The sequence below is a fragment of the Micrococcoides hystricis genome (genome assembly GCF_042434215.1).
Lineage (GTDB): Bacteria > Actinomycetota > Actinomycetes > Actinomycetales > Micrococcaceae > Micrococcoides > Micrococcoides hystricis.
Genome location: NZ_JBHLUB010000001.1, coordinates 377440 through 403935, shown reverse-complemented (window position 1 = coordinate 403935; position 26496 = coordinate 377440). Strand labels below are relative to the sequence as shown.

21 protein-coding genes and 1 pseudogene are annotated in these 26496 nt (G+C 61.5%); 13 read left to right on the top strand and 9 right to left on the bottom strand.

Annotation, left to right across the window (positions count from 1 at the left end; translation table 11 throughout):
• Nucleotides 1-1374 precede the first annotated feature (1374 nt).
• The 4 genes and pseudogenes from ACFFFR_RS01815 to ACFFFR_RS01800 form a co-directional block, all read right to left on the bottom strand.
• A pseudogene (locus ACFFFR_RS01815) lies at nucleotides 1375-2788 on the bottom strand (IS3 family transposase).
• Nucleotides 2789-2981: 193 nt separating this feature from the next.
• The gene (locus tag ACFFFR_RS01810; RefSeq protein ID WP_377457716.1) at nucleotides 2982-3185 is read right to left on the bottom strand and encodes an EamA family transporter; all 204 of its coding nucleotides are present in this window, start codon (nucleotides 3183-3185) and stop codon (nucleotides 2982-2984) included.
• 393 nt (nucleotides 3186-3578) lie between these two features.
• Nucleotides 3579-3869 carry a hypothetical protein gene (locus tag ACFFFR_RS01805; protein WP_377457714.1) on the bottom strand — a complete coding sequence of 97 codons (291 nt, stop codon included), beginning with the start codon at nucleotides 3867-3869 and terminating at the stop codon, nucleotides 3579-3581.
• Entirely contained in the window at nucleotides 3856-5034 is a 1179-nt protein-coding gene (locus tag ACFFFR_RS01800) for a calcium:cation antiporter (protein WP_377457712.1), read from the bottom strand. The genes ACFFFR_RS01805 and ACFFFR_RS01800 overlap by 14 nt, the downstream gene beginning before the upstream one ends.
• 138 nt (nucleotides 5035-5172) lie before the next feature.
• Between ACFFFR_RS01800 and rarD the strand changes: the two genes are divergently transcribed.
• The 3 genes from rarD to ACFFFR_RS01785 all read left to right on the top strand — a co-directional run bounded on the left by rarD (nucleotide 5173) and on the right by ACFFFR_RS01785 (nucleotide 8076).
• Complete coding sequence (gene rarD, locus ACFFFR_RS01795; protein ID WP_377457710.1) at nucleotides 5173-6060, top strand: EamA family transporter RarD; 888 nt, start codon at nucleotides 5173-5175, stop codon at nucleotides 6058-6060.
• A 115-nt stretch (nucleotides 6061-6175) separates the two neighbouring features.
• The gene (locus tag ACFFFR_RS01790; protein WP_377457708.1) at nucleotides 6176-7819 is read left to right on the top strand and encodes an SDR family oxidoreductase; all 1644 of its coding nucleotides are present in this window, start codon (nucleotides 6176-6178) and stop codon (nucleotides 7817-7819) included.
• Nucleotides 7820-7890: 71 nt separating this feature from the next.
• Entirely contained in the window at nucleotides 7891-8076 is a 186-nt protein-coding gene (locus tag ACFFFR_RS01785) for a hypothetical protein (RefSeq protein WP_377457706.1), read from the top strand.
• Here the strand turns inward: ACFFFR_RS01785 and ACFFFR_RS01780 are convergent.
• On the bottom strand, nucleotides 8073-9230 hold the full coding sequence (locus ACFFFR_RS01780; protein WP_377457704.1) for an ArsO family NAD(P)H-dependent flavin-containing monooxygenase: 1158 nt from the start codon (nucleotides 9228-9230) through the stop codon (nucleotides 8073-8075). The genes ACFFFR_RS01785 and ACFFFR_RS01780 overlap by 4 nt on opposite strands.
• Nucleotides 9231-9376: 146 nt before the next feature.
• Between ACFFFR_RS01780 and ACFFFR_RS01775 the strand changes: the two genes are divergently transcribed.
• Nucleotides 9377-10615 (top strand): MFS transporter, encoded by a 1239-nt coding sequence (locus ACFFFR_RS01775; protein ID WP_377457702.1) that lies wholly within the window; start codon nucleotides 9377-9379, stop codon nucleotides 10613-10615.
• A 6-nt stretch (nucleotides 10616-10621) separates the two neighbouring features.
• Here ACFFFR_RS01775 and ACFFFR_RS01770 read toward each other — a convergent pair whose 3' ends face one another.
• Nucleotides 10622-11623, bottom strand: a complete 1002-nt coding sequence (locus tag ACFFFR_RS01770; RefSeq protein WP_377457700.1) for a pirin family protein — start codon at nucleotides 11621-11623, stop codon at nucleotides 10622-10624.
• A 144-nt stretch (nucleotides 11624-11767) separates the two neighbouring features.
• Between ACFFFR_RS01770 and ACFFFR_RS01765 the strand changes: the two genes are divergently transcribed.
• Nucleotides 11768-12562 (top strand): thioesterase family protein, encoded by a 795-nt coding sequence (locus ACFFFR_RS01765; RefSeq protein WP_377457699.1) that lies wholly within the window; start codon nucleotides 11768-11770, stop codon nucleotides 12560-12562.
• 2 nt (nucleotides 12563-12564) lie between these two features.
• The gene (locus ACFFFR_RS01760; protein WP_377457697.1) at nucleotides 12565-13347 is read left to right on the top strand and encodes a lipoate--protein ligase family protein; all 783 of its coding nucleotides are present in this window, start codon (nucleotides 12565-12567) and stop codon (nucleotides 13345-13347) included.
• Between the two features lie 19 nt (nucleotides 13348-13366).
• On the opposite strand, the gene ACFFFR_RS01755 is transcribed toward ACFFFR_RS01760, so the two are convergent.
• Together ACFFFR_RS01755 and ACFFFR_RS01750 are read right to left on the bottom strand one after the other, a co-directional pair.
• On the bottom strand, nucleotides 13367-14014 hold the full coding sequence (locus ACFFFR_RS01755) for an MBL fold metallo-hydrolase (protein ID WP_377457695.1): 648 nt from the start codon (nucleotides 14012-14014) through the stop codon (nucleotides 13367-13369).
• A 69-nt stretch (nucleotides 14015-14083) separates the two neighbouring features.
• Nucleotides 14084-15175: an S-(hydroxymethyl)mycothiol dehydrogenase gene (locus tag ACFFFR_RS01750; protein WP_377457693.1), complete on the bottom strand. Its 1092-nt coding sequence runs from the start codon at nucleotides 15173-15175 to the stop codon at nucleotides 14084-14086.
• 81 nt (nucleotides 15176-15256) lie between these two features.
• Here ACFFFR_RS01750 and ACFFFR_RS01745 point away from each other — a divergent pair, with 81 nt between their 5' ends.
• From ACFFFR_RS01745 to ACFFFR_RS01715, 7 genes are all read left to right on the top strand, one after another.
• Nucleotides 15257-16051, top strand: coding sequence for an SOS response-associated peptidase (locus ACFFFR_RS01745; RefSeq protein ID WP_377457691.1), 795 nt, complete (start codon nucleotides 15257-15259; stop codon nucleotides 16049-16051).
• Nucleotides 16052-16144: 93 nt separating this feature from the next.
• On the top strand, nucleotides 16145-16510 hold the full coding sequence (locus ACFFFR_RS01740) for a DUF6504 family protein (RefSeq protein WP_377457690.1): 366 nt from the start codon (nucleotides 16145-16147) through the stop codon (nucleotides 16508-16510).
• 51 nt (nucleotides 16511-16561) lie between these two features.
• Nucleotides 16562-20080 (top strand): DNA polymerase III subunit alpha, encoded by a 3519-nt coding sequence (locus ACFFFR_RS01735; protein ID WP_377457688.1) that lies wholly within the window; start codon nucleotides 16562-16564, stop codon nucleotides 20078-20080.
• A 136-nt stretch (nucleotides 20081-20216) separates the two neighbouring features.
• Nucleotides 20217-22247, top strand: coding sequence for a threonine--tRNA ligase (gene thrS / locus ACFFFR_RS01730; protein WP_377457686.1), 2031 nt, complete (start codon nucleotides 20217-20219; stop codon nucleotides 22245-22247).
• Complete coding sequence (locus tag ACFFFR_RS01725) at nucleotides 22244-22870, top strand: HIT family protein (RefSeq protein ID WP_377457684.1); 627 nt, start codon at nucleotides 22244-22246, stop codon at nucleotides 22868-22870. The genes thrS and ACFFFR_RS01725 overlap by 4 nt, the downstream gene beginning before the upstream one ends.
• Entirely contained in the window at nucleotides 22870-23499 is a 630-nt protein-coding gene (gene pgsA / locus ACFFFR_RS01720) for a phosphatidylinositol phosphate synthase (RefSeq protein WP_377457682.1), read from the top strand. The genes ACFFFR_RS01725 and pgsA overlap by 1 nt, the downstream gene beginning before the upstream one ends.
• A 14-nt stretch (nucleotides 23500-23513) precedes the next feature.
• Nucleotides 23514-24305, top strand: a complete 792-nt coding sequence (locus ACFFFR_RS01715; protein ID WP_377457680.1) for a GOLPH3/VPS74 family protein — start codon at nucleotides 23514-23516, stop codon at nucleotides 24303-24305.
• A gap of 7 nt (nucleotides 24306-24312) precedes the next feature.
• On the opposite strand, the gene ACFFFR_RS01710 is transcribed toward ACFFFR_RS01715, so the two are convergent.
• Entirely contained in the window at nucleotides 24313-26370 is a 2058-nt protein-coding gene (locus ACFFFR_RS01710; protein ID WP_377457678.1) for a M3 family metallopeptidase, read from the bottom strand.
• Nucleotides 26371-26496 lie beyond the last annotated feature (126 nt).

Genomic DNA, 26496 nt, shown 5'->3' with positions numbered 1-26496 from the left:
TATTCGGATTTAGGTAGATCCGAATAGAAAGGATCGTTGTTTTCCTCAATAATGATGGCGTCGGTGGTGTGCCGACAAAACTCTAGGGTATTCACGAGTAAATTAAGTGAGCCGCGAGTGAGGGTTTGGTGCAACTCGGGACTTAAGGTTAGGGAGTAAACGTATATCATTTGTGCCTTTACTCTGAGTTTCCCTTCTGGTGAGCTCTTCAGAGATCGGCCGGATAAAAATGATGACATGACGACCAAAGAATGTAGCGTGGCATCTGACTCGGAGTTGGTTTTGGGTTTAAACGAACCACAGGAGCGACACGTACGCAGAATTTTATCTGTGAAGTATGAAGGCAAAGAATTACTGGATGAGAAGTCTCTCCACTATGTCATCACTGAATTGGCCAATTCTTGGTAGCAACCAAGTCAACTTTAGAGCAGTCGTCTTGGATTCATCTACCAATTAAGATTTGCCATGGTCTGCATTCAATCGAACAGTACCGATCAACGTGACCTTGAAATCATCCATCGATCGCTGTGTACAAGGCAGGAACTTGTCAGGGTATGTTGGGCAAGGAATTTAGTGAGAACTCAACCCCATGTCTGGTCGTGAGAACTTTCTGGACCTCTCGTTACAGCTGGACTCGTGTGATCACTTATTGGACCTCTGGAACCGATTAGCCTTCCTCACCAGCTTGTTCTTCTTTTCTGATCTTAAACAGATAGATCGTGCGCATGTTATTAAGAGCATTCTCCGCCACCACTGCGGTAACGATAATGTTGCCAATATAATCGTTGTTGGTTGTACACCGTAAGCTAACGCCTTAGCACTATTACCGTTTGAGAAGGGCTCAGCCCCGTTACATTGATTTGCAAGTCCTTCTAGGTTATGTCTTAGGTCTAATCAAGGGCTTGGTCGCTGGTTCTGGTGTGGCTATTTGTCCCCATCGTTTATAGTCTGGGGGGGATAAGCACCCCACCAGGCGTCAATGGAACCTCCCCTCGGATCGGTGCGGCGAGTGGGTATCTCCCCGCTGTACTCCTGAGAACCTACGCAGCTAGGGAGCACACGACGAAGACTGGGACTCCAAAGCCAACACAAACAAACGTTTCAGGTCCGGTACCGCGCCGCAGGGAAGCGGTACGGGGCCTCTCTCCGTACTAGACGCAGTCCTCGACCTCGAAAAACTCTATTCAGAGCCTCGCTGTAAGTGACTCCTCAGACAAAATCACACTCTGACCAAGTGCCGGCCCGAGCTCAGCCGCGGTTGTGTTCGTCAGTGCGAGAGCAAGGGCCAATAAGACAGGGGTAATGACCACCCAAAGCCGATCCAGCCAAGTGGCGTGAGCGGAAATTTTCAAGGCGGGTGAGGCCAGCGGGTGTTTAGGCGGCGAGGTGTGTGTCCTCCTGTGACGGTTGGGCGGGCTGGTTAATCCAGGCAGCATCGGGCAGTTGCAGGGTCTTGGGTAGTTGGTGTTTGGCGAAGCGTTCTGGATAGGCCTGCCAGGCGGTCTGCATCGCCTGGTGTCGGGCTTGGTCTACCTCGGTGGTCAACCCGAAGTGCACATCGGCTGGGGTGTGAAATCCGATGCCGGAATGCCGGTGTTCGTGGTTATAAGCTTCGACGAAGTCGGCCATAAACGCTCGGGCGTGCTGGAGGGATCCGAAGCGTTCCGGGAATTCGGGCAGGTATTTCAGTGTTTTGAAAGCTGCCTCTGAGTAGGGGTTATCGTTAGATACTTTTGGTCGGGAATGGCTTTTGACCACCTCCAAATCCGAGAGCAGTGCGGTCACGGTTTGGAGGTCATGGATGAGCCTCGATCGGCGTGGACGACCTTGGGAATGCCATAGACGCCGAAGACAGTGGCCATGAAGTCCTCGGCCAACCCGGCGGTCTCGCGGGCGTGAACGACACAGCCGACAATGAACCGTGAGAAAATATCCAGCATCACGTAGGCGTTGTAATAGATCCCCTTGGTTGGGCCTGCCAGTTTGGTGATATCCCAGGTGAAGACCTCCCCGGGTGTGGTGGCCACCAACTCGGGGACCTTCCGGGCTGGGTGGCGTGCTTGCCGGCGGCGTTCCGTCACCTGGGCGTGCTCGTGCAACAGCCGGTACATCGTGGACACCGAACATAAATACGTGCCTTCCGATAGCAGTGTGGCATAGATCTGCTGCGGGGCCTGGTCCACGAACCGGTCGCTATGCAACACCGCCAACACTTGGTCTCGTTCGGTCTCGGACAGCTTATTGGCTGGTTCCGGCCGGGCCACCGGGTGCTTGTCGCCGGTGCCACCGGTAGCTTCGGCCTGGGCCGCTCGGTGCATCGTGGACCGGCTGACGCCGGTCAATGCTTCGGCCTGCCGGGTGGGCACCTTGGCCTCGACCAGCTGCAGGTAGGCGGTGCTTAGCGGTTGTTGCGCTTGGCGTCGTCCGAGTCCGCGCTCTTGGAGAGCTGTTCCAAGAGCGCGTGCGCTTTTCCCATAATATCCAGAGCAGTCTGGGTGGTCTCCAAGTCCTGTTCCCGCTGAGCCAGTTGGCGCTTCAACCGGGCAATCTCGGCTTGTTCCTTGGTGGGCTTGCCAATGGTCTCACCGGGCTGTTTGTCCTCAAACATGCCAGCATCACGTTGTTTGCGCCACTGGACAATTTGGGAGGAATACAACCCATTGGCGCGTAAATACGCGCCACCTTGCTGAGTTTGGATCGCCTGATCATAAGCTTCTAGATGCGCTAGTTTCTCGGCGATGCTGATTACTCTGCGGCGGGCTTTATCGGTGGAACCATCAGTGCTCATAACCCCATTGTCCGACACCGAGGCTAAACCCGAAACGGATCCAGCCACGGTCGGCGAAAGGAAGGAATACGAAGAAGTCGTCAAGGAAAATCTCTTTTCAAACAGGCCCTATCAAAACGTGAACTTGCTAAGAGCCGCTGGTCTCATCCAACCCTGACAGATAGGGGAGCCGTTCGCCAACAATGGTGATGGCCTAAATCCCGACAACGGCGGCTTCGGTAAGCGTAATGGTAGTCGCCGTGCTAGCCGGCACCCGGGTAAGACCGTATCCGAAGAGCAAGTAGCCGCGGAACCTCGGAATCAATGCCTTGTAAGCGTCAACTGGGAATGCCTGAGTGGTGGCGAGCAGTGGTACGCCGGTGCTGACGAGTCTGGGGATCAGCAGAACTCCGCCCACACCAAACACGGAATCCATCGAAGCGGATCGGCAGATACTGCCGTGCATAAGACAATACTCCGCCCAAGAATACGTTGCATAGGTCTGCCCGTCCACTACCCGACCAAGATGCCGCCCAAGCCTTTCATCGTCGATGCCCGCTGATCAAGCTTAGACAGATACAACTGGGTGCCACCGATGGTGCTCAGATCGACACGAACATCCATCGTCGGCGGAGTCGAAGGCTCTCGGCGATCCTTCCAGCAATCCCGATGCCAGTGAGGCAGACGTCAACGAGACGACGGAGCCGATAGCGACGCCGGCATAGAGCATCGAGCTTTACACGGCCAGCGGCTAGAAGGCCATAGCCATGCCGCCAACAATGATCAGACCGGTGCGGGTTTGTAACAACGGCTACGCCCTGCGTAACCCCGGGACAGCGAAAGACGACTGCAAGAGTCCGCCGATACCGAGAGCGGAAGTCCCGATCGCGGAGGGGCCGTCTCCCAGCGACGGTATCAGCGGTGCTAGTTGTACCCAAGTGCAGCGGGTTTCGGTGATCGCCACGATCCCATGAGACCCAGCAGTTCCTCCTTGTGCGTCCTTGAGTGTTGCCGCGGTTTGGCGGGCACGGATGACGCGTTCGGCGGCGGCCTTCGAGCCTGATTCGACTGCGGACCCAGACCACGGGCTACGAAAAGACACTCATGCCGTACAGCAGAAACACGAACAGGTGCGCAGCTCCGTGAGGTGCGGTGAGGCGTTCGGCCATGAAAGTAGTCGCATTCAATAGCAAACTCACTCCAAGCAGGAGCAAGTTGGCGGGACTTTCGGCGAGGATGACGGTCTGCCCGGTGAAGAGTCCAATAGCCAGCACCACCGGCAGGGTTAGCCCTACACAGGACACGAGCGCGCCATGGGCGAGGTTTGTCACCCGCTGACCTTCGCCCATCCATGCGGCACGGACGGTGGTGATCGCTTCGGGCAAAAACACGATCATCGCGATGAGGATACCGGAGAGGGCGATCGGAGCGCCGAACCGGTTCAGCCCGTCATCAAGCAAAACAGCCATGTCGTGGGAGAGCAACACAATCGGAATAACCGTCACCAGCAGCACTAACACCCGGCCCACTATTTCGCTGCGATGTTTCCGCAACACACCTCTGACGCTGGTCAGCGCCCCAGTCTCCTCGCTACCGGCAACCGCCGAGGTGACTTCTTGAAAGTCGGTGTTTTGGGCCCCGGTCTGTTGGTACAGGAAAAATCCGTACAACAGGACCGTGAGGATCAGCACGGGTATCTCTTGACCAGGGCTATAAGCTCCGCCTGTGCCGACGAAAGCTGGGAAGGCGAACGCAACAGTCAGCAACACGACCAATAACGACAGATAGCTGGAAATTCCGGTGCGATTGATACGTAAGTTCTCGTGGCCGAGACCACCGACAAGCAAGGCGGCGCCGATGACGAGGGTGAGCACGATCATGGTCGCAGCCATGACTGAGTCGCGTGCGATGGTGGCATGCTCGCCAGGGCCCAGCATGACCGAAGAGATCAGGACAACCTCGATGAGGACGATTGATAGCGTCAGCACGAGAGTGCTGTAAGGATCGCCGAGGCGATGGGCGAGATGCTCGGCTTGAGTAACGACCCCACTGGCGCTCACAGTGATCACGGCCACGATCACGGCAAGGATGAGGAACAGAACTTGCGTAGCTAGATGTCCCGTTACGAGTGGCTGGGCAAGTAGTAGAGCCCCAAATGTGCCCCAGCCGAGCAGAATCCGGACAATCACTGATGGGGTCAGGAGTGTTCGTAGGGTGGAGGAGAGTGGCACGGGTGTGACCTGTTCTGCAGGGTCGTCCCGGCTCATTCTCTTCGCTGCACGGGTCGTCCCGGCAGCAACTTCCAACCCCACTAGCCTAGCTTGCACCACGGTGCACAGCTAGTTCGGCCTGAACCAGCTAAGCGGGGCAGCTCTAGGTGATATATGTGAAGAGTGACATCAACGATGCAGCGGCAAGCCAGTAGTGCAGTAGCACTGACCTATGTGCTCTGGGGACTTCTGCCGCTTTTCTGGAAACTTCTCGACCACGTCAGTGCAACGTATGTGTTGGCACATCGGATCATCTGGGCTGCCGTGTTCAGCGGGATTTGGTTACTCGTGAGCGCCATCACAAGGCCACGTTCACGCAGAACCAAACCAATCTTCTCGGGGATCTCCATCCGCCTTGTGTTCTCTTCTGTGGTGGTGGCCGCTAACTGGGGCATCTATATTTGGGCCGTCAACAGCGGCTTCGTGTCCTATGCAGCACTGGGATATTTCGTGGCCCCGCTCATGAGTGTGCTGCTCGGATCCGTGTTTTTTCGTGAAGCTATCACCGTCCGGCAATGGCTAGCGATTATTTTGACGGCAGGTGGATCTTTGATCTACGGTTGGGGCCACTCGGGGATAGGTCTCCTTGTGGTTTTCAGCATTGCGGCGACCTTCTCCGTTTACGGCGCCATCAAGAAATCCGTGACAATCGATGCCGTGCCAGGCATGTTCGTTGAGTCTTCCCTCCTAGCACCGCTGTCGATCGTACTCATTCTGACCGGGGTTCTCACCCCCGGCAGCAACCTCACCGGATCAACGTGGACCCTGTTCGTCATTAGCGGTCTCATCACCGTGATCCCGCTGATTGCACTGTCTCACTATGCCCAGACCCTGCCACTGGGAACTCTGGGCATGCTGCAGTTCATCCTTCCTGTGGTGCAACTGGGTCTGGGCGTTACTGTTTTCGGGGAAAGCGTCAGTGGACTGCAAGTTTTTGCCTTGGTATGCATCGTGATTGGTGTCGTCCTGTACCTTCTACAAGCGCGACGAACACGCATCAACCACGTACCCAAAGAAGCGTAGCCATCTGCTCAGCCCCTCGTACATGGATGAGGTAGGCGATAGGCTTTCCGTACGGCAGAACAAAACATGACACTGCTTTCTCACGAAGCTGCTGCCGCTCCGGAAGGACTTCACCATGACAGAACGACCATCCGACCATCAGCAAGAACCAACTACGCATCAAAAACTGAGCTTTCCTACCGGGACTGAACCTGATCTGCAGGCACCAACCCTTGACGATGGAACCAAGCCCGTAGTTCTTGTCTTGGGTGGAACCGGTTACGTGGGTGGCAGGCTCATACCGCGTCTGCTTAACGCCGGGTACCGGATCAAAGTGTTGACCCGCTCCCGCGAGCGCACCGAAGCCATGCCGTGGTCCGACCAGGTTGAGATTCATACCGGGGATGCCAGCAGTGTGCAGGATGTTGCGGCTGCCTGCCATGACGTTGACGTTCTGTACTATTTGCTGCATTCCATGTCAGCAGGTAAGAACTTTGCCGACACCGACCGAACTATCGCCCAAGCAGTGAGTACCGCCGCAGCCGATGCCGGAGTTGGCCGCATCATCTACTTGGGCGGATTACACCCCGATGGGGTAGAGCTGTCGGATCATCTGGCCTCTCGCGTTGAAGTCGGCAAGATCCTGCTCGACGGACCCGTACCCGCCATCGTTCTGCAAGCTGGGGTCATTATCGGATCTGGGTCGGCGTCCTTTGAAATGATCCGGCACCTCACCGAAGTTCTCCCGGTGATGCCGGCGCCGCAATGGGTGCGCAACCATATCCAGCCCATTGCTGTTCGCGACGTCTTGTATTACCTACTTGGGGCCGCTGGGGCGCAACCGGTCCAGAATCGGGCCTTCGATATCGGGGGACCTGAAGCACTGCGCTACGGGGAGCTGATGCACGGTTACGCCCACGAGGCGGGCCTGCCACCGAGGCACATTAGGGCCTTACCAGTGTTGACACCTCGGTTGGCCTCCTACTGGGTTGGACTGGTCACTCCGGTACCCCAACAGATCGCCCGACCTCTTGTTGAATCCCTGCAGCATGAATGTGTCATGAAGGACCATGACATTGATGCTTGGATCACACCTCCGCGCGCCGGTCTCACTCCGTATCGGGAAGCGGTCGGCCTTGCCCTGAGCCGGATCAAGCTCGACGCAATTGAGACCAGTTGGATTGATGCCCAGATCGCCACAGCCCCGAGCCGGATCAAGCTCGACGCAATTGAGACCAGTTGGATTGATGCCCAGATCGCCACAGCCCCGAGCCAACCACTTCCTTCTGACCCCGACTGGGCAGGACGGACAGTGTTTACAGACGAACGAACGTTCGACACACACGCGTCGGTACCGGCCGTGTGGAAAATGATCTCCCAAGTCGGTGGGGATCGTGGCTGGTATTCAGCCCCTCTGCTGTGGAGCTTACGTGGCTTTATCGACCGCGCCATAGGCGGGGTAGGCCTCAAACGTGGTCGGCGCTCTTCCTCACACATCAAAGTCGGGGACGCCATTGACGTGTGGCGGGTCGAGACAATTGTCCCAGAAGAACTGCTCAGACTACGCGCCGAAATGTATGTGCCCGGGCGGGCATGGCTGGAACTGGGGATCAGCCACAGCAAAAACGGAACCCAATACTGGCAACGGGCCACTTTCTTCCCGAAGGGCCTATCCGGACATCTCTATTGGTACAGCATGCTTCCGTTCCACGGGATGATCTTTTCCACCATGGCTCAACGCATCATCAGCGGTGCCCAAGAGCTCGAACAGACCAGCTGACCATCATTTGGTCACCTGTTGTTCAGGTGGCCGTCGATGTTCGGGCACCTGAGCCGATTACTACTGGAGTCATGAGTGCAACACACATGGATCTGCCGCTAGATCCTTCGTTCGTCTCAAACCTGAAGGAACCGCAGCGCCGCCACGTACATCGGGTACTGACACTCATGTATACCGGACAAGAGCTGCCAAGGCCCGATGTTCTCGCTGGAATCGTTGCAGAGCTGGCTAACTCGTGGTCTAACCTCGAGCGCTAGAACTCGCTATCGGCACCGGAAGCAAACTCTGCGGCGATAGCGGCCACCGTATCTCGGGCCCAAGTACCAACACCGATCAGGGGCGCCGAGGCCGGACCACACCAATCCCCGTACCCCAGAAAATACAGTCCCGGATGATCGACAGAAGCCGTCAACAACGGTGACTGGGTGCGCGGCGCATCATCCTCACCACCGCCTAGCCCTGCCAGCCCGGATACATGCCGGAGATCGTGCTTGAACCCGGTGCACCAGATGATCGCATCCGCGTGGCTGACCGATCCATCGGGCCAGCGCGGCCCAGCAGGGGTCAGCTCAACAAACATCCGCCGAGAAACCAGGTCTCCGGCATCGCGGGCTGCCTTCACTGACGGAACCACGATGATGTCACCCAAAGAGCCAACCGAAACCGGCTCTTCATCGCCGGCAGCCAACGCCCGCACACGGCGTGAAGCGATCTGAAAAAGCGCCCGGCCGTCCACATGATCCGGCAGATAGACCGGTTCACGCAGGGTCGCCCAGTCTACGTTGGCGGCGTGCGGCAGAACATCTGCTGCGATCTGCGCCCCGGAGTTCGCCCCGCCAACGACCACCACCTGTTGGTCCGCATACGGTTCCGGTCCGGCATAGTCGTGCGTGTGCACTTGGGTGCCCTCGAAAGTTTCCCGGCCCGGGACGTCCGGGACGAAAGGTAAGTTCCAGCTTCCGGTCGCGGAGATCACCCAACAGCACCGCCACCGGCCACGGTCCGTGTGCACCACGAAGGCGTGCTCATCCGGATCAACCCGGGTGACGGTCACCGGGCGTTCGATCGGCAGCGCGTACCGCTGCTCATAGGTGGTCAAATACTCCACCACGTGATCTTTTCCGGGATTGTTGGGGCCCTGATTGATCGGCATCTGATAGCCGGACAGTGAACTGAACTGGGCGGGGGAGAAGAGCTCCAAAGACGGCCAATAGTGCTGCCACGACCCGCCCGGAGTTTCTTCCGCATCAAGGAGCACGAAGCTGGGTGCTGCAGGGATCCGTCCGGTGCGGGCATCCCGGCGCAACCGGTTCAGATAGAACCCGGCAGCTAGGCCCGCTTGCCCGGCACCGATGATGACCACGTCAACCTGGTGCACGGATTCAGTGTCAGCCGGGGCAGAGTTCGTCACGACACCTCAGTGTAGGAGAGTTACACCGGCCCACACGAACCAGCCAGCATTCTGCGGTGACCTACCGGAGCGGGGGTATCCTGAACCAAGGGCCACCCACGCACAGGATGGCACCGTCTTTCCCACCCACACGTCTAAAGGAATCCATGACTCTGAGCGCCGAACAGCAACGCATGAGTGGCCGCATTGGCGCGTTGCTGGGCATCCTGCTACTGGCCCTGTCGCTGCGAGCGGCGGTCGTCTCGGTACCACCGCTGCTGGCACAGATCACCCCGGCCGTCGGCTTCACCCCGCTGACCACGGGCTTCTTGGCCATGTTGGCGCCCGTCTGTTTCGCGATCTTCGGGATCTTCACCCCGCGGCTCATCAACACCTGGGGTCTAGGTAAGACCCTTTTCGTGGCGATCGGGTTAGCGGTTCTGGGCCAGCTACTGCGCCCTTTCGCCCCCAACGCGTGGGTCTTTCTGGCCCTGTCCATTGTGACCTTGGGCGGCTACGGGATCGGAAACGTGGTCCTGCCGCCCCTAGTGAAGAAATACTTCCCGGACAAGATCGCCACCATCACCAGCGGATACGTCACCTTGCTGGCGGTCGGCACCTGGATCAGCCCGCAGTTTGCCGTCCCGCTGGCCAACGCCGTCAACTGGGAATTCTCCATCGCCTTCTGGGCACTGCTTTCGGCCATCGTCGCCATCCCGTGGGTTCTGCAGCTGCGGGCTGACCGGGCTGCCGGCCGGGCGGATGTCAAAGTTCAGACCGCAGCCACCACCGTGCCCATGCAAGCGAACATCAACCCGTGGCGTTCCCGGGTCGCGTGGGGTCTGGCCATCTACCTGGCGGGCAACTCAGCCCAAACCTACGTCTACTTCACTTGGCTGCCACCGTACCTGCAGGACCGCGGCATCGATGAGCTGACCGCAGGGTCGATGCTGGCCTACTTCGCGATCCTGATGCTGCCGGTATCGCTCATCATCCCGATGTGGGTCCCGAAGCTGAAACACCCCATCGTCGCGATTGGCTTCTTCAGCCTGTTCTGGATCGTCGGACACACCGGCCTGCTCATCAGCCCCCAAGAATACGGTTGGATCTGGATCACGTTCTCCGGGCTGGCCCAAGGCACCTTCGCGATCGCGCTGCTCATGGTCAACCTGCGCTCCCGCACCACGTACGGTTCCGGCGTTCTATCCGGGTTCAGCCAAGGTATCGGTTACGCCGGTGCTGCGATAGCTCCCATGTTCTTTGGCATCGTTCATGACGCCACCAATAGCTGGCCGGTGACCTTCCTCTTACTGGCGGCAGCACTGGTTGTCATGCTCATCGGCGCGGTCATCATCAACCCAAAACGGATGATCGAAGATGACGCCCCAACCAAGGCCCGGGTCTAAGACCGCCTAGTCGTTGCCGCGGGGACGGAGTTTCACCGTTGGCATCGTCGGGGCCGGCAACGCGGCAGGTTGGCCGTCCGGGAAGGAACCGAAGATTTCCTCACCGTCGGTGGGGAACTCACCCTCGGCACCGATCTCGGCCTGATAGCGAGCGCGGTACTCCACGATCTCCTCGTGGGTGCGTCCGATGAAGTTCCACCACATCATGATCTGCTCGCCGAAAGGCTTGCCACCCAGAATCAGTAGGCGAGTCGGCGTGTCCCCGGCCACCAAGGTAACTGTGCGGTCTTCATCCGGGCAGTCGCCCAAGAAGATCAGTTGCTCTTGCGCCGCAGGCTGTTCACCGATGGTCACGGAACCAGAATCGATCAGCAGACCGTACTCACGGCCTTGGGCGAGTGTCAGCTCAAAACGAGCGTTCGGTTCCATGACAAGTTCCGCCCCGATTAGTTCAACCGGCATCTCCATGGGGGAGGTGTGTCCATTGATGGTCCCGGAAAAGACGCGCAGTTCGGTGCCGTCTGCTTGAAGAACCTCGGGTACGTAGTGGTGGAACTCCGGGTCCATGTGACGGTGTTCTTCCGGCAGCGCGAACCAAAGCTGGGCCCCGTGCAACACCGTGGTGTCCTCGGTGGAGAACTCCGAGTGAGTGATGCCCTTACCGGCGATCATGATGTTGGCCTCGCCGGGCACCACCTTGGCCGAGGTACCAACCGAGTCCAGATGATCGATGGCCCCGCTGAACAACCAGGACACGGTGGCCAGACCGGTGTGCGGGTGCCGGTTGACGTTCATGCCACCGGTGGCGGCCACGTCATCGGGGCCGTAATGGTCAACAAAACACCACGGACCAATCAGTGTGTGTCCACGCTGGGGCAACGTCCGGCGCACCGTCATGGCACGCAGCCCGCCCAACGGCACGGGCCGGGGCTCCAAAACCTTGATCTGCCGGTGTCCATCCTCGGCGGCGCACACCACTTCGTCCGGGTGTAGTTCAGTGTTGCTCATGGACTTATCCTAGCCAACCGGTTGCCGCTTCAATAGGCACTTAGGACCTCTTCAAAGACCCTTCCGTTAGCGGCGCAGAATCGGCGCCGCTTGGGCACATCACATATATTCGTACAAGGAGTATTTCCCTGATCGAGGAGGACCATGTCTGCACAGCCAACCAGTTACTACCGCCGCACCGGTGAGCACACCTTCGTGCCAACCGAACATGCCTCCGGAGCCTGGCGGGACACCGAGCAGCACATGGCCCCGGCCTCCGGGATCCTCGTGCACGAGCTGCTGCGCCACGAACCCCGTCAGGACGTCCGCTTCTGCCGGTTTAGCTTCGAGATCCTCGGGACCATCCACTTTGACGAATTCGAGGTCAAGGTCCAGACCATCCGGCCCGGCCGCACCATCGAACTGGTCCAAGCGGACCTGATCGTCCAAGAGCGCACCGCCATACGGCTCTACGCATGGCGCCTCGTCACCGCCGACAGCACCCCGGTGGCCATCATCCACGATGAACCGATGACCCCACGGGCCGACTGCGCCACCGATGATGAGCTGCACGAGTGGGCCGGCGGCTACATCGCCTCCCTGACCGGTCTGCAAGACCCAGCCCATCAGCGCAGACCCGGCCGCAACGCCCTCTGGATTACCAACGAGCTCGACATGGTCGAGGGCGAACCCACCCACCCGATGACCAAACTGCTGGGCATGACGGACACCGCCAACGGGGTCGCCCCGGCCATGGACCCGAACGCCTCCGGCTACATCTTCCCGAACATCGACTTGCAGGTGCACCTGTACCGCGAACCGGTCGGCAGCTGGCTCGGCCTAGACACCACCGTGAACGTTGGCCCCGACGGGATCGGGCTGACCTCCGCCGTGCTTAACGACGAGGACGGCGTCTTCGGTCGCACCGAGCAGATCCTCACCATCCGGAAAGTACGCTAGGCATGTCCACCACCGCCCGCGGTTACGGGAGAGCTGAATGGGACGCCGCGGCCACGGCCCGTGAGCTGGTCTGGTACACGCAACCGCACACCCTCGGTGCCGAAGAGGATCTTGACGCCGCCGTGGGCCTGCTCAAACGTGTCCAAGCCGGCAAGCTGGGGCCCACCATCCGGCTCTACCGGCCCGAACCCACACTCGCGTTCGGCCAACGAGACGTGCGCCTGCCCGGATACGAGCGGGCCCGGCAAATCTGCTACGAACACGGTTACACCCCCGTGGTCCGCAAAGCCGGTGGACGTGCCGCCGCCTACCACCCCGGCTCTCTCGTGCTAGACCACCTAGAACCGCACAGCGATGCCATCTCCGGTGCGCTGCCACGGTTCCGGCTTTTCGGTGAACTCATCGCCCGGGCCTTCACCCGCGCCGGCGTCCCCGCCGCCATGGGGGAGATCGAAGGGGAGTACTGTGCCGGAGAATACTCCATCCACGGGGTGGACCCGCGTGGGGAAGACTTCCACATCAAATTGGTGGGCACTGCCCAACGGGTCATCGCCGGAGCTTGGCTGTTCTCCTCATCCATCGTGGTGGAAGACTCCGCGCCCATCCGCGCCGTCTTGACCGACGTCTACGCGGCCCTAGAGCTCGACTGGCGCCCCGCCACGGCCGGTGCCGCCGAAGACCTTGTGCCGGGCATCACCGTTAAGGACATGGCCCAAGCCCTGCAGGATGAGTACCGTGACCATGTCACCGTCGTACCCGGGTCCTGGCAGGACTTGGGCCTGTAAAGCGAGTCGCTTCCGTGGCTTAGTGGCCGCGCTCGATCCACTCCTGCAGGTGCGGCTTCTCCGCACCGATGGAGGTGGAATCCCCGTGACCGGTGTACACCACGGTCTCACCGGGCAGGACGAACAGCTTGTTCTTGATGGACTCGATAATCGTGTCGAAATCGGAGTAGGACCGGCCGGTCGCACCCGGGCCACCGTTGAACAGGGTGTCCCCGGAGATCAGGATCGGCTTACCGTCCAGCTCGAAGAAGAAGCACACGCAGCCGGGGGAGTGACCCGGGGTGTGCAGGGCCTTCAACTCAACATCCCCGATGGTGAACGTGTCGCCATCAGAGATGAAGTGATCCGGCTTGGTGCCCGGGTAGACCTTCTCCCACAGCACCATGTCATCTTCGTGCAGGTAGGTTGGTGGGTTACCCACCAGCTCCTGAAACTCCTTCACCTCGGAAATGTGGTCATCGTGCGCATGCGTCAAGATGATGGCCTTAACCTTCCGGTCACCCACCTGGTCCTTGACCTGCTGGGCATCGTGGGAAGGGTCAAACACCAGCACTTCGGTGTCATCGCCCAACACGTACACGTTGTTGTCCACATCCCAGGTACCCCCGTCGAGGGAGAACGTACCGGAGGTGACAATATTTTCGAGGCGTACTGCCATGGAATTCATCAGCCTTTCAAAAAGTGATGGTTGTGAACTTTTTTTCAGAACTTGAAGCGGGTAACGAATAACGCGGGCTTAGAGTTCAACGACCGAGCGCAGCACATCGCCGGCGGCCATCTTCTCAAAGGCTGGCTCAATCTCATCCAGCCCAATCCGCTCGGTGACAAACGCGTCCAGATCCAGTCGGCCCTGACGGTACAGTTCCACCAGCATCGGGAAGTCCCGCTCCGGCAGGCAATCCCCGTACCAGGAGGACTTCAGCGCGCCACCGTGGCCGAACACATCCAGCAGCGGCAGCTCCAACTGCATTTCAGGGGTCGGCACACCCACCAGCACCACGCGGCCGGCCAAGTCACGGGCGTAGAAGGCCTGCTTGTAGGTCTCTGGGCGGCCGACGGCGTCAATCACCACGTCGGCACCAAAACCGCCGGTGGCTTCCTTGATCTCCTCCACCGCGTCAGTTTCCTTGGAGTTCACGGTGTGGGTGGCGCCCAAATCCTTGGCCTTGGTCAGCTTCCGCTCATCCAGATCCACCGCCACAATGGTGGTCGCACCGGCGAGGGCTGCACCGGCAATGGCCGCGGCCCCCACGCCACCGCAGCCGATCACGGCCACGGTCTCGCCACGCTTGACCTCACCGGTATTGATCGCGGCACCAATGCCCGCCATCACACCGCAGCCCAACAGCCCCACGGCCGCGTTCTGCTCATCGGAGACATCATCAATCTTGGTGCACTGCCCGGCAGCCACCAAGGTCTTCTCGGCGAACGCGCCAATGCCCAGCGCCGGGGAGAGCTCGGTGCCGTCTTCCAGCGTCATCTTCTGGGTGGCATTGTGCGTGTTGAAGCAGTACTGCAGCTGGCCCTTCTTACAGGCCCGGCATTCACCGCACACCGCACGCCAGTTCAGGATCACCTTGTCACCGACGGCCACATTGGTCACGCCCTCGCCGACGGCGGCAACCCGGCCGGTCGCCTCATGGCCCAACAGGTACGGGAACTCGTCCCCAATCCCGCCTTCTTTATAGTGCAAATCGGTGTGGCACACACCGCAGGTGAGAATGTCCACCACGGCTTCGCCCGGACCCGGATCCGGCACGATGATGTTTTCCACGCTCACCGGCTCGTTCTTAGCTTTCACCACAACACCTTTGACTGTGTAAGCCATGAAAACTCCTTCTAATGCACGTTTGGCTATATCTTCCACTAGACACTGTCCCATTCCATCGGCTCCAGAACAAGGCTTAACGTGGCTGCGTTGCGCTTCGTCCGCCATCAGCGCACACTAAAGAACATGTGTGGTCGTTATGTCATCGCCAAAGCAACTGCCGATTTAGCCGACGCCGCCGGGGCGGATTGGGCCGCCGAAACCCTGTGGCAGCCCTCCTACAACATCGCCCCGACCACCTCCGTGCCGGTGCTGGTTGAACGGGCCGAGGCCGACGGGGAGTTGAAACGGGAACTGCACCTGGCCCACTGGGGGCTGATCCCACCGTGGGCCAAAGACACCAAGGTCGGGGCCCGGGCCTTCAACGCCCGCAGCGAGACCGTCACGGAAAAACCCACCTTCAAAAAGCCCATCCTCTCCCAACGCTGCGCCCTGGTGGCCGACGGCTACTACGAATGGGAGAAAGACTCCGCCGGGAACAAAACCCCGCACTACGTCCACCCGGCCAACAGCGGGGCCGAGGGCGAAGGGCTCATCTTCTTCGCCGGGATCTACCAGTGGTGGAAGACCCCGGAAGGAAAATGGTTGCTTTCTGCCAGCATGCTCACCATGGACTCACCGTCCCCCGAAGACCCGGACCCAACCTTGGCCAAACTGGCCCGCCTGCACCATCGGATCCCCATCGCGCTGGACCCGGCGCAGCTGGATCACTGGATCCAACCCCAAGACCTCTCCACCGAGGAGGCCCAAGGACTCGTCGCCTCCGCCGCCGAGCACTGCTTCGACATCGCCAAGACCTGGCACGTTGAGCCGGTCGGCAAGGCCGTCGGAAATGTGCGCAATAACTCACCGGAGCTCATCACCCCCGTGCGCTAGCGCGCAGCTGTCTTATCCTGTCTGCCCTCACCCATAAGCTGACCTTGATTAGAACACATCTTCGAATATACTGAAGGGGTCAGGATGGGAGTTATGAATGTCAACCAGCATGAGGACGCAGCTCTTCTAGCCAAACACCGCCGCCGCGGCCGGCCGGCGATGTTCACCCAGGCACTCCGGGTGGAGACCACCACCTCCGGTCAGCCGCTGCGCGTGCACTGGGGCGGTCGGGCATGGAAAGTCGCCGCCACCCCGATGCGCTGGTACGCTCGCCGGCCCTGGTGGGAAGAGGAATACCGTGTCGCCAAAGAAGACCTACTCGGATGCGTGGAAGAAGAAGTCTGGCGCGTCCAAGTCAGCCTCGCTGGCTCCGGGCTGCGCACCCTGGACCTCAGCCACCGGCAGGACACCGGCGCGTGGCGCCTGCTCTACGTCCATGACACCGCATTATCCGCCTAAGGTGGCCGCCTCCCAGTGGTCACCACGACCACCGCAAGGGGGCGCGCCGTCATGGGTTTTACGCATCTGCACGTGGCCACCGCCTACAGTGCCCACTACGGGGTGTGCTGGCCGGCAGAACTGGCCCAAGCCGCAGCCGCCGATGGCGCCACCGCGCTAGCCTGCACCGACCGGGACGGGCTCTACGGGGCCATCAAACACATCAGCGCCTGCGCCGAGGCCGGGCTAGATCCCATCCTCGGGGTCAACCTCGCCGTCACCGGGGCCGGGCGCGTCACGGTCCTGGCCGAAGGCGCCACCGCCGGGGCGGGCTACCGGCTATTATGCGAACTGGTGAGCGCCCTGCACGGAACTAAGCCTGCAGCCCCCGGCGCCGGCCCAGAAATCAGCTTCGAAGCTTTCTCCGAATTCTTGGGTCCCTATATCGATGGGCTCTACGGGCCCGAAGCCACCGGGTTGACCGTGCTGATCGGCCCCGCCTCCACCGCCGGCACCCTGCTGGCCGAACGCCGCTACCAGCCCGGCGTGCACGCCCTGAACCGCTGGCGGGCCGCGATCCCAGCCCACCGGCTCGCCCTCGAGGTCGTCTGCCACCTGAGCCCGCCGGGGGACAAGCTCAGCGTCTCCCACGCCGTACGCATGCTTAAGGCTGCCAAAGACACCGGGCTGCGTGCGGTCCTGACCAACGCCGTCCGCTACGCCACCCCGGATCAGGCCGCCACCGCAGACGTCCTCGACGCCGCCCGCACCCTCACCAGCCTGTCTGCCCTCACGGACCTGCAAACCAACGCCCAAGGCTGGCTCAAACCCGCCGTCAGCATGCACCAACTGGCCAAAGAGATCGCCCACCACGCCGGCTACGGCTCCTACACCGCCCGCCGGCTGCTGGAAGAAACCGAACAACTGGCCGCCGCCTGCGCCCTCGACCTCGTCGCGGATTTAGGCTGGGGCCAGCCACGGATCCCGGAAATCAGCCTGCTGGGCATCACCGAACCGGCAGAGACCGCCATCACCGCACGCAGCTGGTCCGGACTGGCCACCCGCTACCCGGAAGCTTTTAGCGGGGCCAACCTCAAAGCCACCGCCAGCGCCCAACACCTGAAGAACCGGCTGGAACAAGAACTCAACACCATCCGCACCCTCGGCTTCAGCGGTTTCTTCCTCACCGTCGCCGGGGTCTGCGACCTGATCCACGAGGACAACATCCGTCTGGCTGCCCGCGGCTCCGGCGCCTCCAGCCTGGTCAACTACGTGCTGGGCATCAGCGATGTGGACCCCATCGCCCACAACCTGGTCTTCGAACGGTTCCTCTCCAACGCCCGCTCCACGCTGCCCGATATTGACATCGACGTCGAATCTGCCCGCCGGCATGAGATCTACCAGAAAATCTTCCGCCACTTCGGCTCCGAACGAGTGTCCCTCATGAGTATGCAAAACGGCTACCGGGTCCGCGGCGCCGTCCGCGATGCGGGCCTGGCCCTCGGACTGGAAAGCGAAGACATCGACCAGATCGCCAAACAGCTCTGGCGGTTCCCCGCCTCCACCTTCCGGGAAGCGTTAGAGAAAATGCCGGAACTGGAGCCCTTCCGTCAGCGCATGGCCACCGAAAAAGCCAACGGCCACCAGCAACTGGACCTGCTGGTGGACATCACCGAACGACTCGACCGGCTGCCCAGACACATCTCCATGCACCCGTGCGGGGTCATCCTCTCCGACCCCACCCTGCTGCACCGCACCCCGGTCCAACCCTCCGGCATGGGGCTGCCCATGAGCCAGTTCGATAAACACGATATGGACCCGATGGGGCTGCTCAAACTCGATGTGCTCGGGGTGCGTATGCAGTCCACCATCGCCTACGCCGTCGCCGAGGCCGAACGCACCGAAGGAGTCCACATCGACTTCAACCAGGTGCCCTTGGATGACCCGGACACCTTCGCCATGATCCAGACCACCCACACCCTGGGCTGCTTCCAGATCGAATCCCCGGGCCAGCGGGAGCTGATCGGCAAACTCGTCCCGCAAACCTTCAACGACCTGATCGTGGACATCTCCTTGTTCCGGCCCGGGCCCATGCAATCGGACATGGTCCGCCCCTTTCTAGAACAACGCCACGGGTTCGCCCAAGCACGCTACCCGCACCCGGATCTAGAACCGATCTTGGCCGAAACCCACGGGGTAGTGGTCTTCCACGAACAAGTCCTGCGCATCTTCGCCACCATGACCGGCTGCACCTTGGCCGCCGCCGACGAGTTCCGCCGCATCCTAGGCAGCGACCAGGAACCCACCGTGGAGGAATACTTCCGCGCCCACGCACTCAAACGCGGCTATAGCCTCACCGTCATCGACCACGTCTGGCAGACCCTAGCGGCCTTCGGCTCTTTCGGCTTCTGCAAAGCCCACGGGGCCGCCTTCGCGGTCCCCACCTACCACTCGGCCTGGCTGAAAACCCACTACCCGGAAGCCTTCATGGCCGCCCTGTTCGAACACGACCCCGGCATGTACCCGCGCCGCCTGCTCATCGCCGAAGCCAAACGTATGGGCATCCGCATCCTACCCATTGACATTAACGCCTCCACCGCCCACTTCCACCTGGAAGAACTCAGCAAGGCACCCCAAGAAGACGGAACCGAAACCAAGACCCGGTACCGGTGGGGGATCAGGATGGCGCTACCGATGCTGGCCGGTATCAGCGACGCCGAGGTCGCCCGCATCGTCGCCGCCCAACCCTTCGACAGCTTCACCGACGTGCGGCAACGAGCCAAACCCTCCAAACGCACCCTAGAACGGCTCATCCAACTCGGAGCCTTCGACGAGCTCTACCGGGACTATCACCCCAGCTACCGGCACGAACTGCTAGCCATGCTCCACCAAGCAAGCCCCAACGTCGCCGAAATCCCCGGCCAACTCGCCCTGCCCTTCAGCAATACCGCGCTGAGCGCCCAACTCACCGCAGCCCCGGTCGAAGCCGACCGACTCGCAAACCTGCGCCGAACCAACGACCAGGCTAACCGCAGCCCCAACCGCCCGAGCACACACCACGCACCGGCAGCCACTGACCCGAACCAGTTACGGACCGAGCTGGATCTGCTCGGCGCCGAACTCTCCGGCCACGTCCTCGACCCCTACCGGCCCACCCTGGCGGGGTTACGGGTCAGCTGGGCCGAAGAGCTACTCAGCCTGCACAACCGCACCCGGGTCTTGGTCGCCGGCATCCGGGTCGCCACCCAAACCCCGCCGATGCGCGGGGGCAAACGCGTGGTCTTCCTCAGCCTCGATGACGGCACCGGGTGCGTGGACTGCGCTTTCTTCACCGAGGCCCAACACGCCTCCGGGCCGCTGCTGTTCGCCACCCCCATGCTGTTGGTGGAAGGCTACACCCGGCGCACCGGCCCGGCCGGGATCAGCATCCAAGCGGTCCGGGCCTGGGACTTACAGCGTCCGGAACTGCTGCCGGCCCCCGGCTACCTCGACGCACCAGCCCCCAGCACCCCGGTGCGCCCCGAGCACCACAGGCCGGTGCCGGTCCCACACCCAGAAACCTGGGAACTGTTACCAACACCACCCCAATAAGCGCCACTTCACACCCGCGGGCAGCGCCTGCGGCACACGGAAAATTCGTGCGAATATCGTATGCTTGAACAAGCTGACTGTGGCCGCCGTACGCCACAAGTTATGAAGCTGAGCAAACACAAGGAGTAACGCACAGATGTCTGCGGTTGAAAACCAGACCCACACCATCACCATCACCGTCGATGGGACCGAAGCCACCCACCCCGCAGGCACCACCGGGACTGAGCTTTTCGCAGACCAGAAAAACATCGTCGTCATGCGGGTCAACGGCGAACTCCAAGACCTCTTCCGCACCCTGCCCGATGGCGCCGAGGTCGAAGGCGTGGACATCGCCTCCGAGGACGGGCTCAACGTGCTGCGCCACTCCACCGCCCACGTCATGGCCCAAGCCGTCCAGCAGCTGCGCCCGGACGCCAAACTCGGCATCGGCCCCTACATCCAAGACGGGTTCTACTTCGACTTCGACGTCGCCGAACCCTTCACCCCCGAGGACCTGAAAACCTTGGAGAAGATGATGCAGAAAATCATCAACTCCTCCCAAACCTTCCGCCGCCGCGTCGTCACCGAAGAAGAGGCGCTGGCCGAGATGGCCGATGAGCCGTACAAGCTGGAAATCCTCGGCAAGAAGAACGACGCCGCAACCCAGTCCGAAGGTGCCTCCGTCGAGGTCGGCGGCCAAGAGATCACCATCTATGACAACGTCAACCGCAAAACCGGCGAAGGCGTCTGGAATGACCTGTGCCGCGGCCCGCACCTGCCCAACACCAAACTCATTTCCAACGCCTACGCGCTGACTCGCTCCGCCGCCGCCTACTGGCTGGGCAACGAGAACAACAAGCAGCTCCAGCGCATCTACGGCACCGCCTGGCCTACCAAGGCAGACCTGAAGGCCTACCAGGACCGTCTGGCCGAGGCCGAACGCCGCGACCACCGCAAGCTCGGTGTCGAACTGGACCTGTTCTCCTTCCCGGACGAGCTGGGCTCCGGTCTGCCGGTGTTCCATCCCAAGGGCGGCATCCTGCGTAAAACCATGGAGGACTACTCCCGCGAAGCGCACGTGAAGGCCGGCTACGAGTTCGTCTACACCCCGCATATCACCAAGGGCCACCTCTACGAGGTCTCCGGCCACCTGGACTGGTACCAGGACGGGATGTTCCCGCCCATCCACATCGATGAGACCCGGGACCCGGAGACCGGCGAGCTGCTCAAACCCGGCCAGGACTACTACCTGAAGCCGATGAACTGCCCCATGCACAACCTCATCTTCCGCTCCCGGGGCCGCTCCTACCGTGAGCTGCCGCTGCGGATGTTCGAGTTCGGTGCCGTCTACCGCTATGAGAAATCCGGGGTGGTCCACGGGCTGACCCGCGTGCGCGGCATGACACAGGACGACGCGCACATCTACTGCACCCGCGAACAAATGAAGGACGAGCTGGCCACCACCCTCACCTTCGTGCTGGACCTGCTCAAGGATTACGGCCTGGATGACTTCTACCTGGAGCTGTCCACCAAGGACCCGGAGAAGTTCGTTGGCTCCGATGAGGTGTGGGAGGAAGCCACCCAGACTCTCGCCGAGGTCGCCGAGGCCTCCGGTCTGGAACTGGTCCCGGATCCGGGTGGAGCCGCGTTCTACGGCCCGAAGATCTCGGTCCAAGCCCGCGACGCCATCGGCCGGACTTGGCAGATGTCCACCATCCAGTTGGACTTCAACCTGCCAGAACGCTTCGATCTGGAGTACCAGGCCGCCGACGGCACCCGCCAGCGCCCGGTCATGATCCACCGCGCCCTGTTCGGTTCCATCGAACGCTTCATGGGTGTGCTCACCGAACACTACGCCGGTGCCTTCCCAGCCTGGCTCGCCCCGGTCCAAGTCATCGGCATCCCCGTCGCGGAAGCCTTCAACGACTACATGGGTGAAATCATTGCCAAGCTGAAGGATGCCGGCATCCGGGCGGAGATCGACACCGGTTCGGACCGGTTCCCGAAGAAGATCCGCAACGCCTCCAAGGAAAAAGTCCCCTTCGTGCTGATCGCCGGTGGGGAAGACGCCGAGGCCGGCGCCGTGTCCTTCCGCTTCCGGGACGGCAGCCAAGACAACGGTGTGCCCGTTGACGAGGCCGTCGCCCGCATCGTAGCCGCCGTGCAGAACCGGGAACAGACCCCATGATCGAGCCCCAGCACGGAGTAGATCCGGAAGGCAAGACGGAGTACATCCCGGTCGATCAGTTTGATTTGGCCGGGGTGCCGGACTCCTTCCAACGGCTGTGGAACCCGCACCGGGTGGCCTACATCAAACGTGGCCAATCCCAAGTCAAGGACCCTTCCACCTGCCCCTTCTGTGCCGGGCCGGACCGCACCGATGAGGAATCCCTCATCGTGCACCGCGGCCAAACCTGCTACGTGCTGCTGAACCTCTACCCGTACAACTCCGGTCACCTGCTGGTCTGTCCGTACCGGCACGTGCCGGACTACACGGACATCAGCCCCGAGGAGGCCGCAGAGATGGCCGAACTCACCCAGATCGCCATGACCTGCCTGCGCCACGTCGCCCGGGCCACCGGCTTCAACATCGGCATGAATCAGGGCGTCACCGGCGGGGCCGGCATCGCCGCCCACCTGCACCAACACGTGGTCCCACGCTGGAGCGGGGACGTGAACTTCATGCCCATCATCGCCGGGGCCAAATCCATGGTCCAGACTCTGGGGGAGAACCGGGCTGACATCGCTGCCGCGTGGGACGAGGCGGCCGAGTACTACCGGGCCAACCGTTACCGGGGGCCGGGCGCCTAATGCTCAACAGGTACGCCAAGACCTTCTTCAACCGGCTCTTGCGTCCGCTGGCGCGGGCACTGCTAGCACGCGGTATCCACGCCGACTGGGTCTCCATCGTCGGCACCATCGGCGTGGTGGTCGGCGCCTTGGCGTTCTACCCGCTCGGTGAACTGTTCTGGGGCACCCTGTTCATCACCCTGTTCATCTTCTCGGACGTCCTGGACGGGCTCATGGCCCGCGAGGCCGGCTGCAGCAGTGCGTGGGGATCCTTCCTCGACTCGAGCCTGGACCGGGTCCAAGACGCCGCCATCTTCATCGGCATCATCTGGTGGTTCTTCACCGGCGGGAACAACCCGGCTATCGCCATCGCCGCGTTAGCCTGCATGGGCTTAGGCTTCCTCGTCTCCTATGTCCGGGCCAAAGCCGAAGCCCTCGGCTTCGAGGCGGCCGTGGGGATCGCCGAACGCCCCGAACGCATGGTCGCTACCTTAGTCTTCACCGGTTTCACCGGGCTCGGCTTGGCCCAACCGGTGCTGCTGATCGTGCTGATCCTGCTGGCCATCGCCTCGGCCATCACGGTCTACCAGCGCATGCGCACCGTGCACGCGCAAGCCACCGCCGCCACCGACACGACCAAGTCCGCCTAAGGCGCCGCGCCACCATGAACAGCGAAAACACAGACCTTCCCGAACTTGCCCCCGGCACCCGGCTCTCCCTGCCCCAAGCCTTCTTGCTGCTGTGCCTGAAAGAAAAAGAGGGCACCCTGCTGGCCGACACCCTGCGCGCCCAGCACGGCCTAGCCGGAGCCATTCTGGCCGAACTAGCCCTGACCGGCGCCGTCACGATTGAAGAAGGCGAGGGCCCTGAGCCGCACCGGGAGCGGCGTTTCCGCCTCCGGCGCACCCAGTCTGGACACGATGTGCACGCCGTTTACGTGCACGTGCAAGAGAAGTTTGCCCACGATGACGGGGACGGAACCTTCGGTGGCTTGCTCACCAACGTTTGCGCCAACGCGCTAGCCAAAATCCGGCGCAGTCGACACCTGCAGACCGCCACCGACTGGGTCTCGGATCTGGCCCCGGCTGGCCTGCGCCACCTCATCGCCGAACCACTGGTCCAGGCGGGCATTTTGGATCGGCGCAAACGCCGACTGTGGGGGATCATCCCGCTGACCAGCTACCCGGAAGTGCGCCCCGAGGTCGAAGAGCGACTGCGCGAACACATTGGCCAGCGCATCGCTGGGGCCCACCAGGGCACGGCAGCGGCGGTGCTGCTCGGGTTGCTGCAAGCCACCGGCCTGACCCGCAAGGTTTTAGGCACCGACGTGGACCAAGAACAGGTCTCCGAGATTGTCTGCAGCGCGGCCCTGCCCACCGCCGTCCAAGAAGCGGTCCAGGCGGCGTATTTCGCGACCGTCTCCTCGGTCGCAGCCACCGGGACCGACCTCAGCTAGACCTCAGTTAGGCCGCCAGTCCCCGGCGGCGCAGCAGGTGCTCGGCGCTTGGCTGCCGGCCGGTGAAAGCCGCATAAGACTCCATCGGTTCCCGCGCGTCGCCCATCGCCAACACCTCGTTGCGATATTTCATGCCCGCCGTGCGGTCCAGCCCGCCGTTGGTACGCATCCACGCTTCGGCATCGGCGTCCAGCACCTCGGACCAGAAGTACGAGTAGTAGCCGGCCGCGTACCCGGGACCGGAGAACACGTGCTTGAAGAAGTTCGACCGGTACCGCGGCGGCACAATCGAAGTATCAATGCCAGCCTGCGCCAGCACCTGCTCCTCGAAAGCCGCCACATCGGGGATCTCGGCGGCCTCATCGGCCGAGAGCCGGTGCCAAGCCCAGTCAATCAACACCGCAGCCAAGTACTCGGTCGTGGCATAGCCCTGACCGAACTTTTGGGCCTGATCGATCTTGGCCAGCGTCGCCGCGTCCAGGACCTCCCCGGTGTCCACGTGGGTGGCAAAGTTCGCCACCACCTCCGGCCACAGCGCCCACATCTCGTTGAACTGGGACGGGAACTCCACAAAGTCCTGCGGCACGGACGTACCGGAGACACTCGGGTACTCCACCGTGGAGAGCAGCCCGTGCAGGGCATGACCAAACTCGTGGAAGACCGTGGTGACCTCATCCAGGCTCAACAGCGTCGGCTGCCCAGCCGGAGCGGGCACAATGTTCATCACGTTCAGCACGACTGGCAGCTCATCGAGCAGATCGGTCGCGTCACGGAACGAGGTCATCCACGCCCCGCCCTGTTTTGTGGAACGGGTGAAGTAGTCACCTAAGAACAGCCCGATGGCGGCTCCGTCGCCGTCCCGGACTTCCCACACCCGAACATCGGGGGCGTAGCCACTAAGATCGGTGCGGGGCACCATGGTGATCCCGTAGAGTTTTTCGGCCGCAAAGAACACGCCGTCCTCTAGAACCTTCTCCAGCTGGAAGTACTTTTTGGTCTCGTCTTCATCCACGGCATACTCGGCGGCGCGCAACTTGGTCTCGTAGTAGGCGTGATCCCACACCGCGAAGTCTTCCAACCCGTCAGTGTCACGGGCGAACTCAGCCAACCGGTCACGTTCGGCGCGGGCTTGCGCCATGGCCGCCGGCACCACATCATTGACCAGCTTTTCTACCGCAGCCGCATCCGGTGCGGTGCGCTGCGCCAGCACCGTGTGCGCATAATCCGGCTGACCCAGCAAGGCAGCCTTTTCGGCCCGCAACCGCACCATCTTCAGCACCAGCTCATCGGTGCCATGAGTATCACTGTCCCCGCGGGTAAAGGAGGCCTTGAAGAGCCGTTCCCGCAGCGGGCGGTGGCTCAAGGAGCCCGCCAAGGACTGGATCATCGGCAGCTCCAGCTGAATCAGGTAGCCGTCCTGACCGGACTCGGTCGCGGCGGCCTTGAGCGATTCGATCTGACTCTCGGAAAGACCCGCCAGCTGCTCCCGGTAGGTCACCAATACCGCAGCCTGCTTCTGCGCGGCCAGTTGCCGCTGGGTGAACTCGGTCGCCACCGCCGAGAGCTCAGCACTGATGTCCTTGAGCTTCTTTTTCGTCGCCTCCGGCAAGTGCGCACCGGCCTCGGTGAACTGATCCAGCCATTTCTGGGTGGTCCGGCGTTGCTCCTCGGTCAAGGCCTGAGCCGTCGTTTCCAAGGCGGCCGCGCACCGTTCATACAAGGCGGTGTTTAACAACAGCTCACTGGAGTGGGCGCTGTAGCGGGCAGAAACCTCGGCAATGAGATTCTGCCGGGACTCGGTGCCATCAGCCGCATACAGGGCGTAGAAAACCTGCAGCACACGGCGCAGTAGTTGTCCCGAGGTTTCCAGTGCTTCCACCGTGTTGACAAAGTCGGGCAGGGCCGGGTTCTCGATGATGGCTGTGATCTGCTCATCGTGCTCATCAATGCCTGCCTGCAGCGCGGGCAAGATGTCCGCATCACTGATCCCGGCGAAGTCCGGCAGTTGGAAGGGCAGGGTCGAGCGGCTCAAGAGCAGATTTGTCATGGGCACGAGTTTAGTCATGGGCCACCCCGGCAGGCTAGCTGAGCGCCCATAGCACCAGCTGTTGGCCGTGTCTTGCATAAAATACGCCGCATTTGCCGCCAAGGAGTAAACTAATGGACGGTACACGAAACGTTTTTCGCAAGA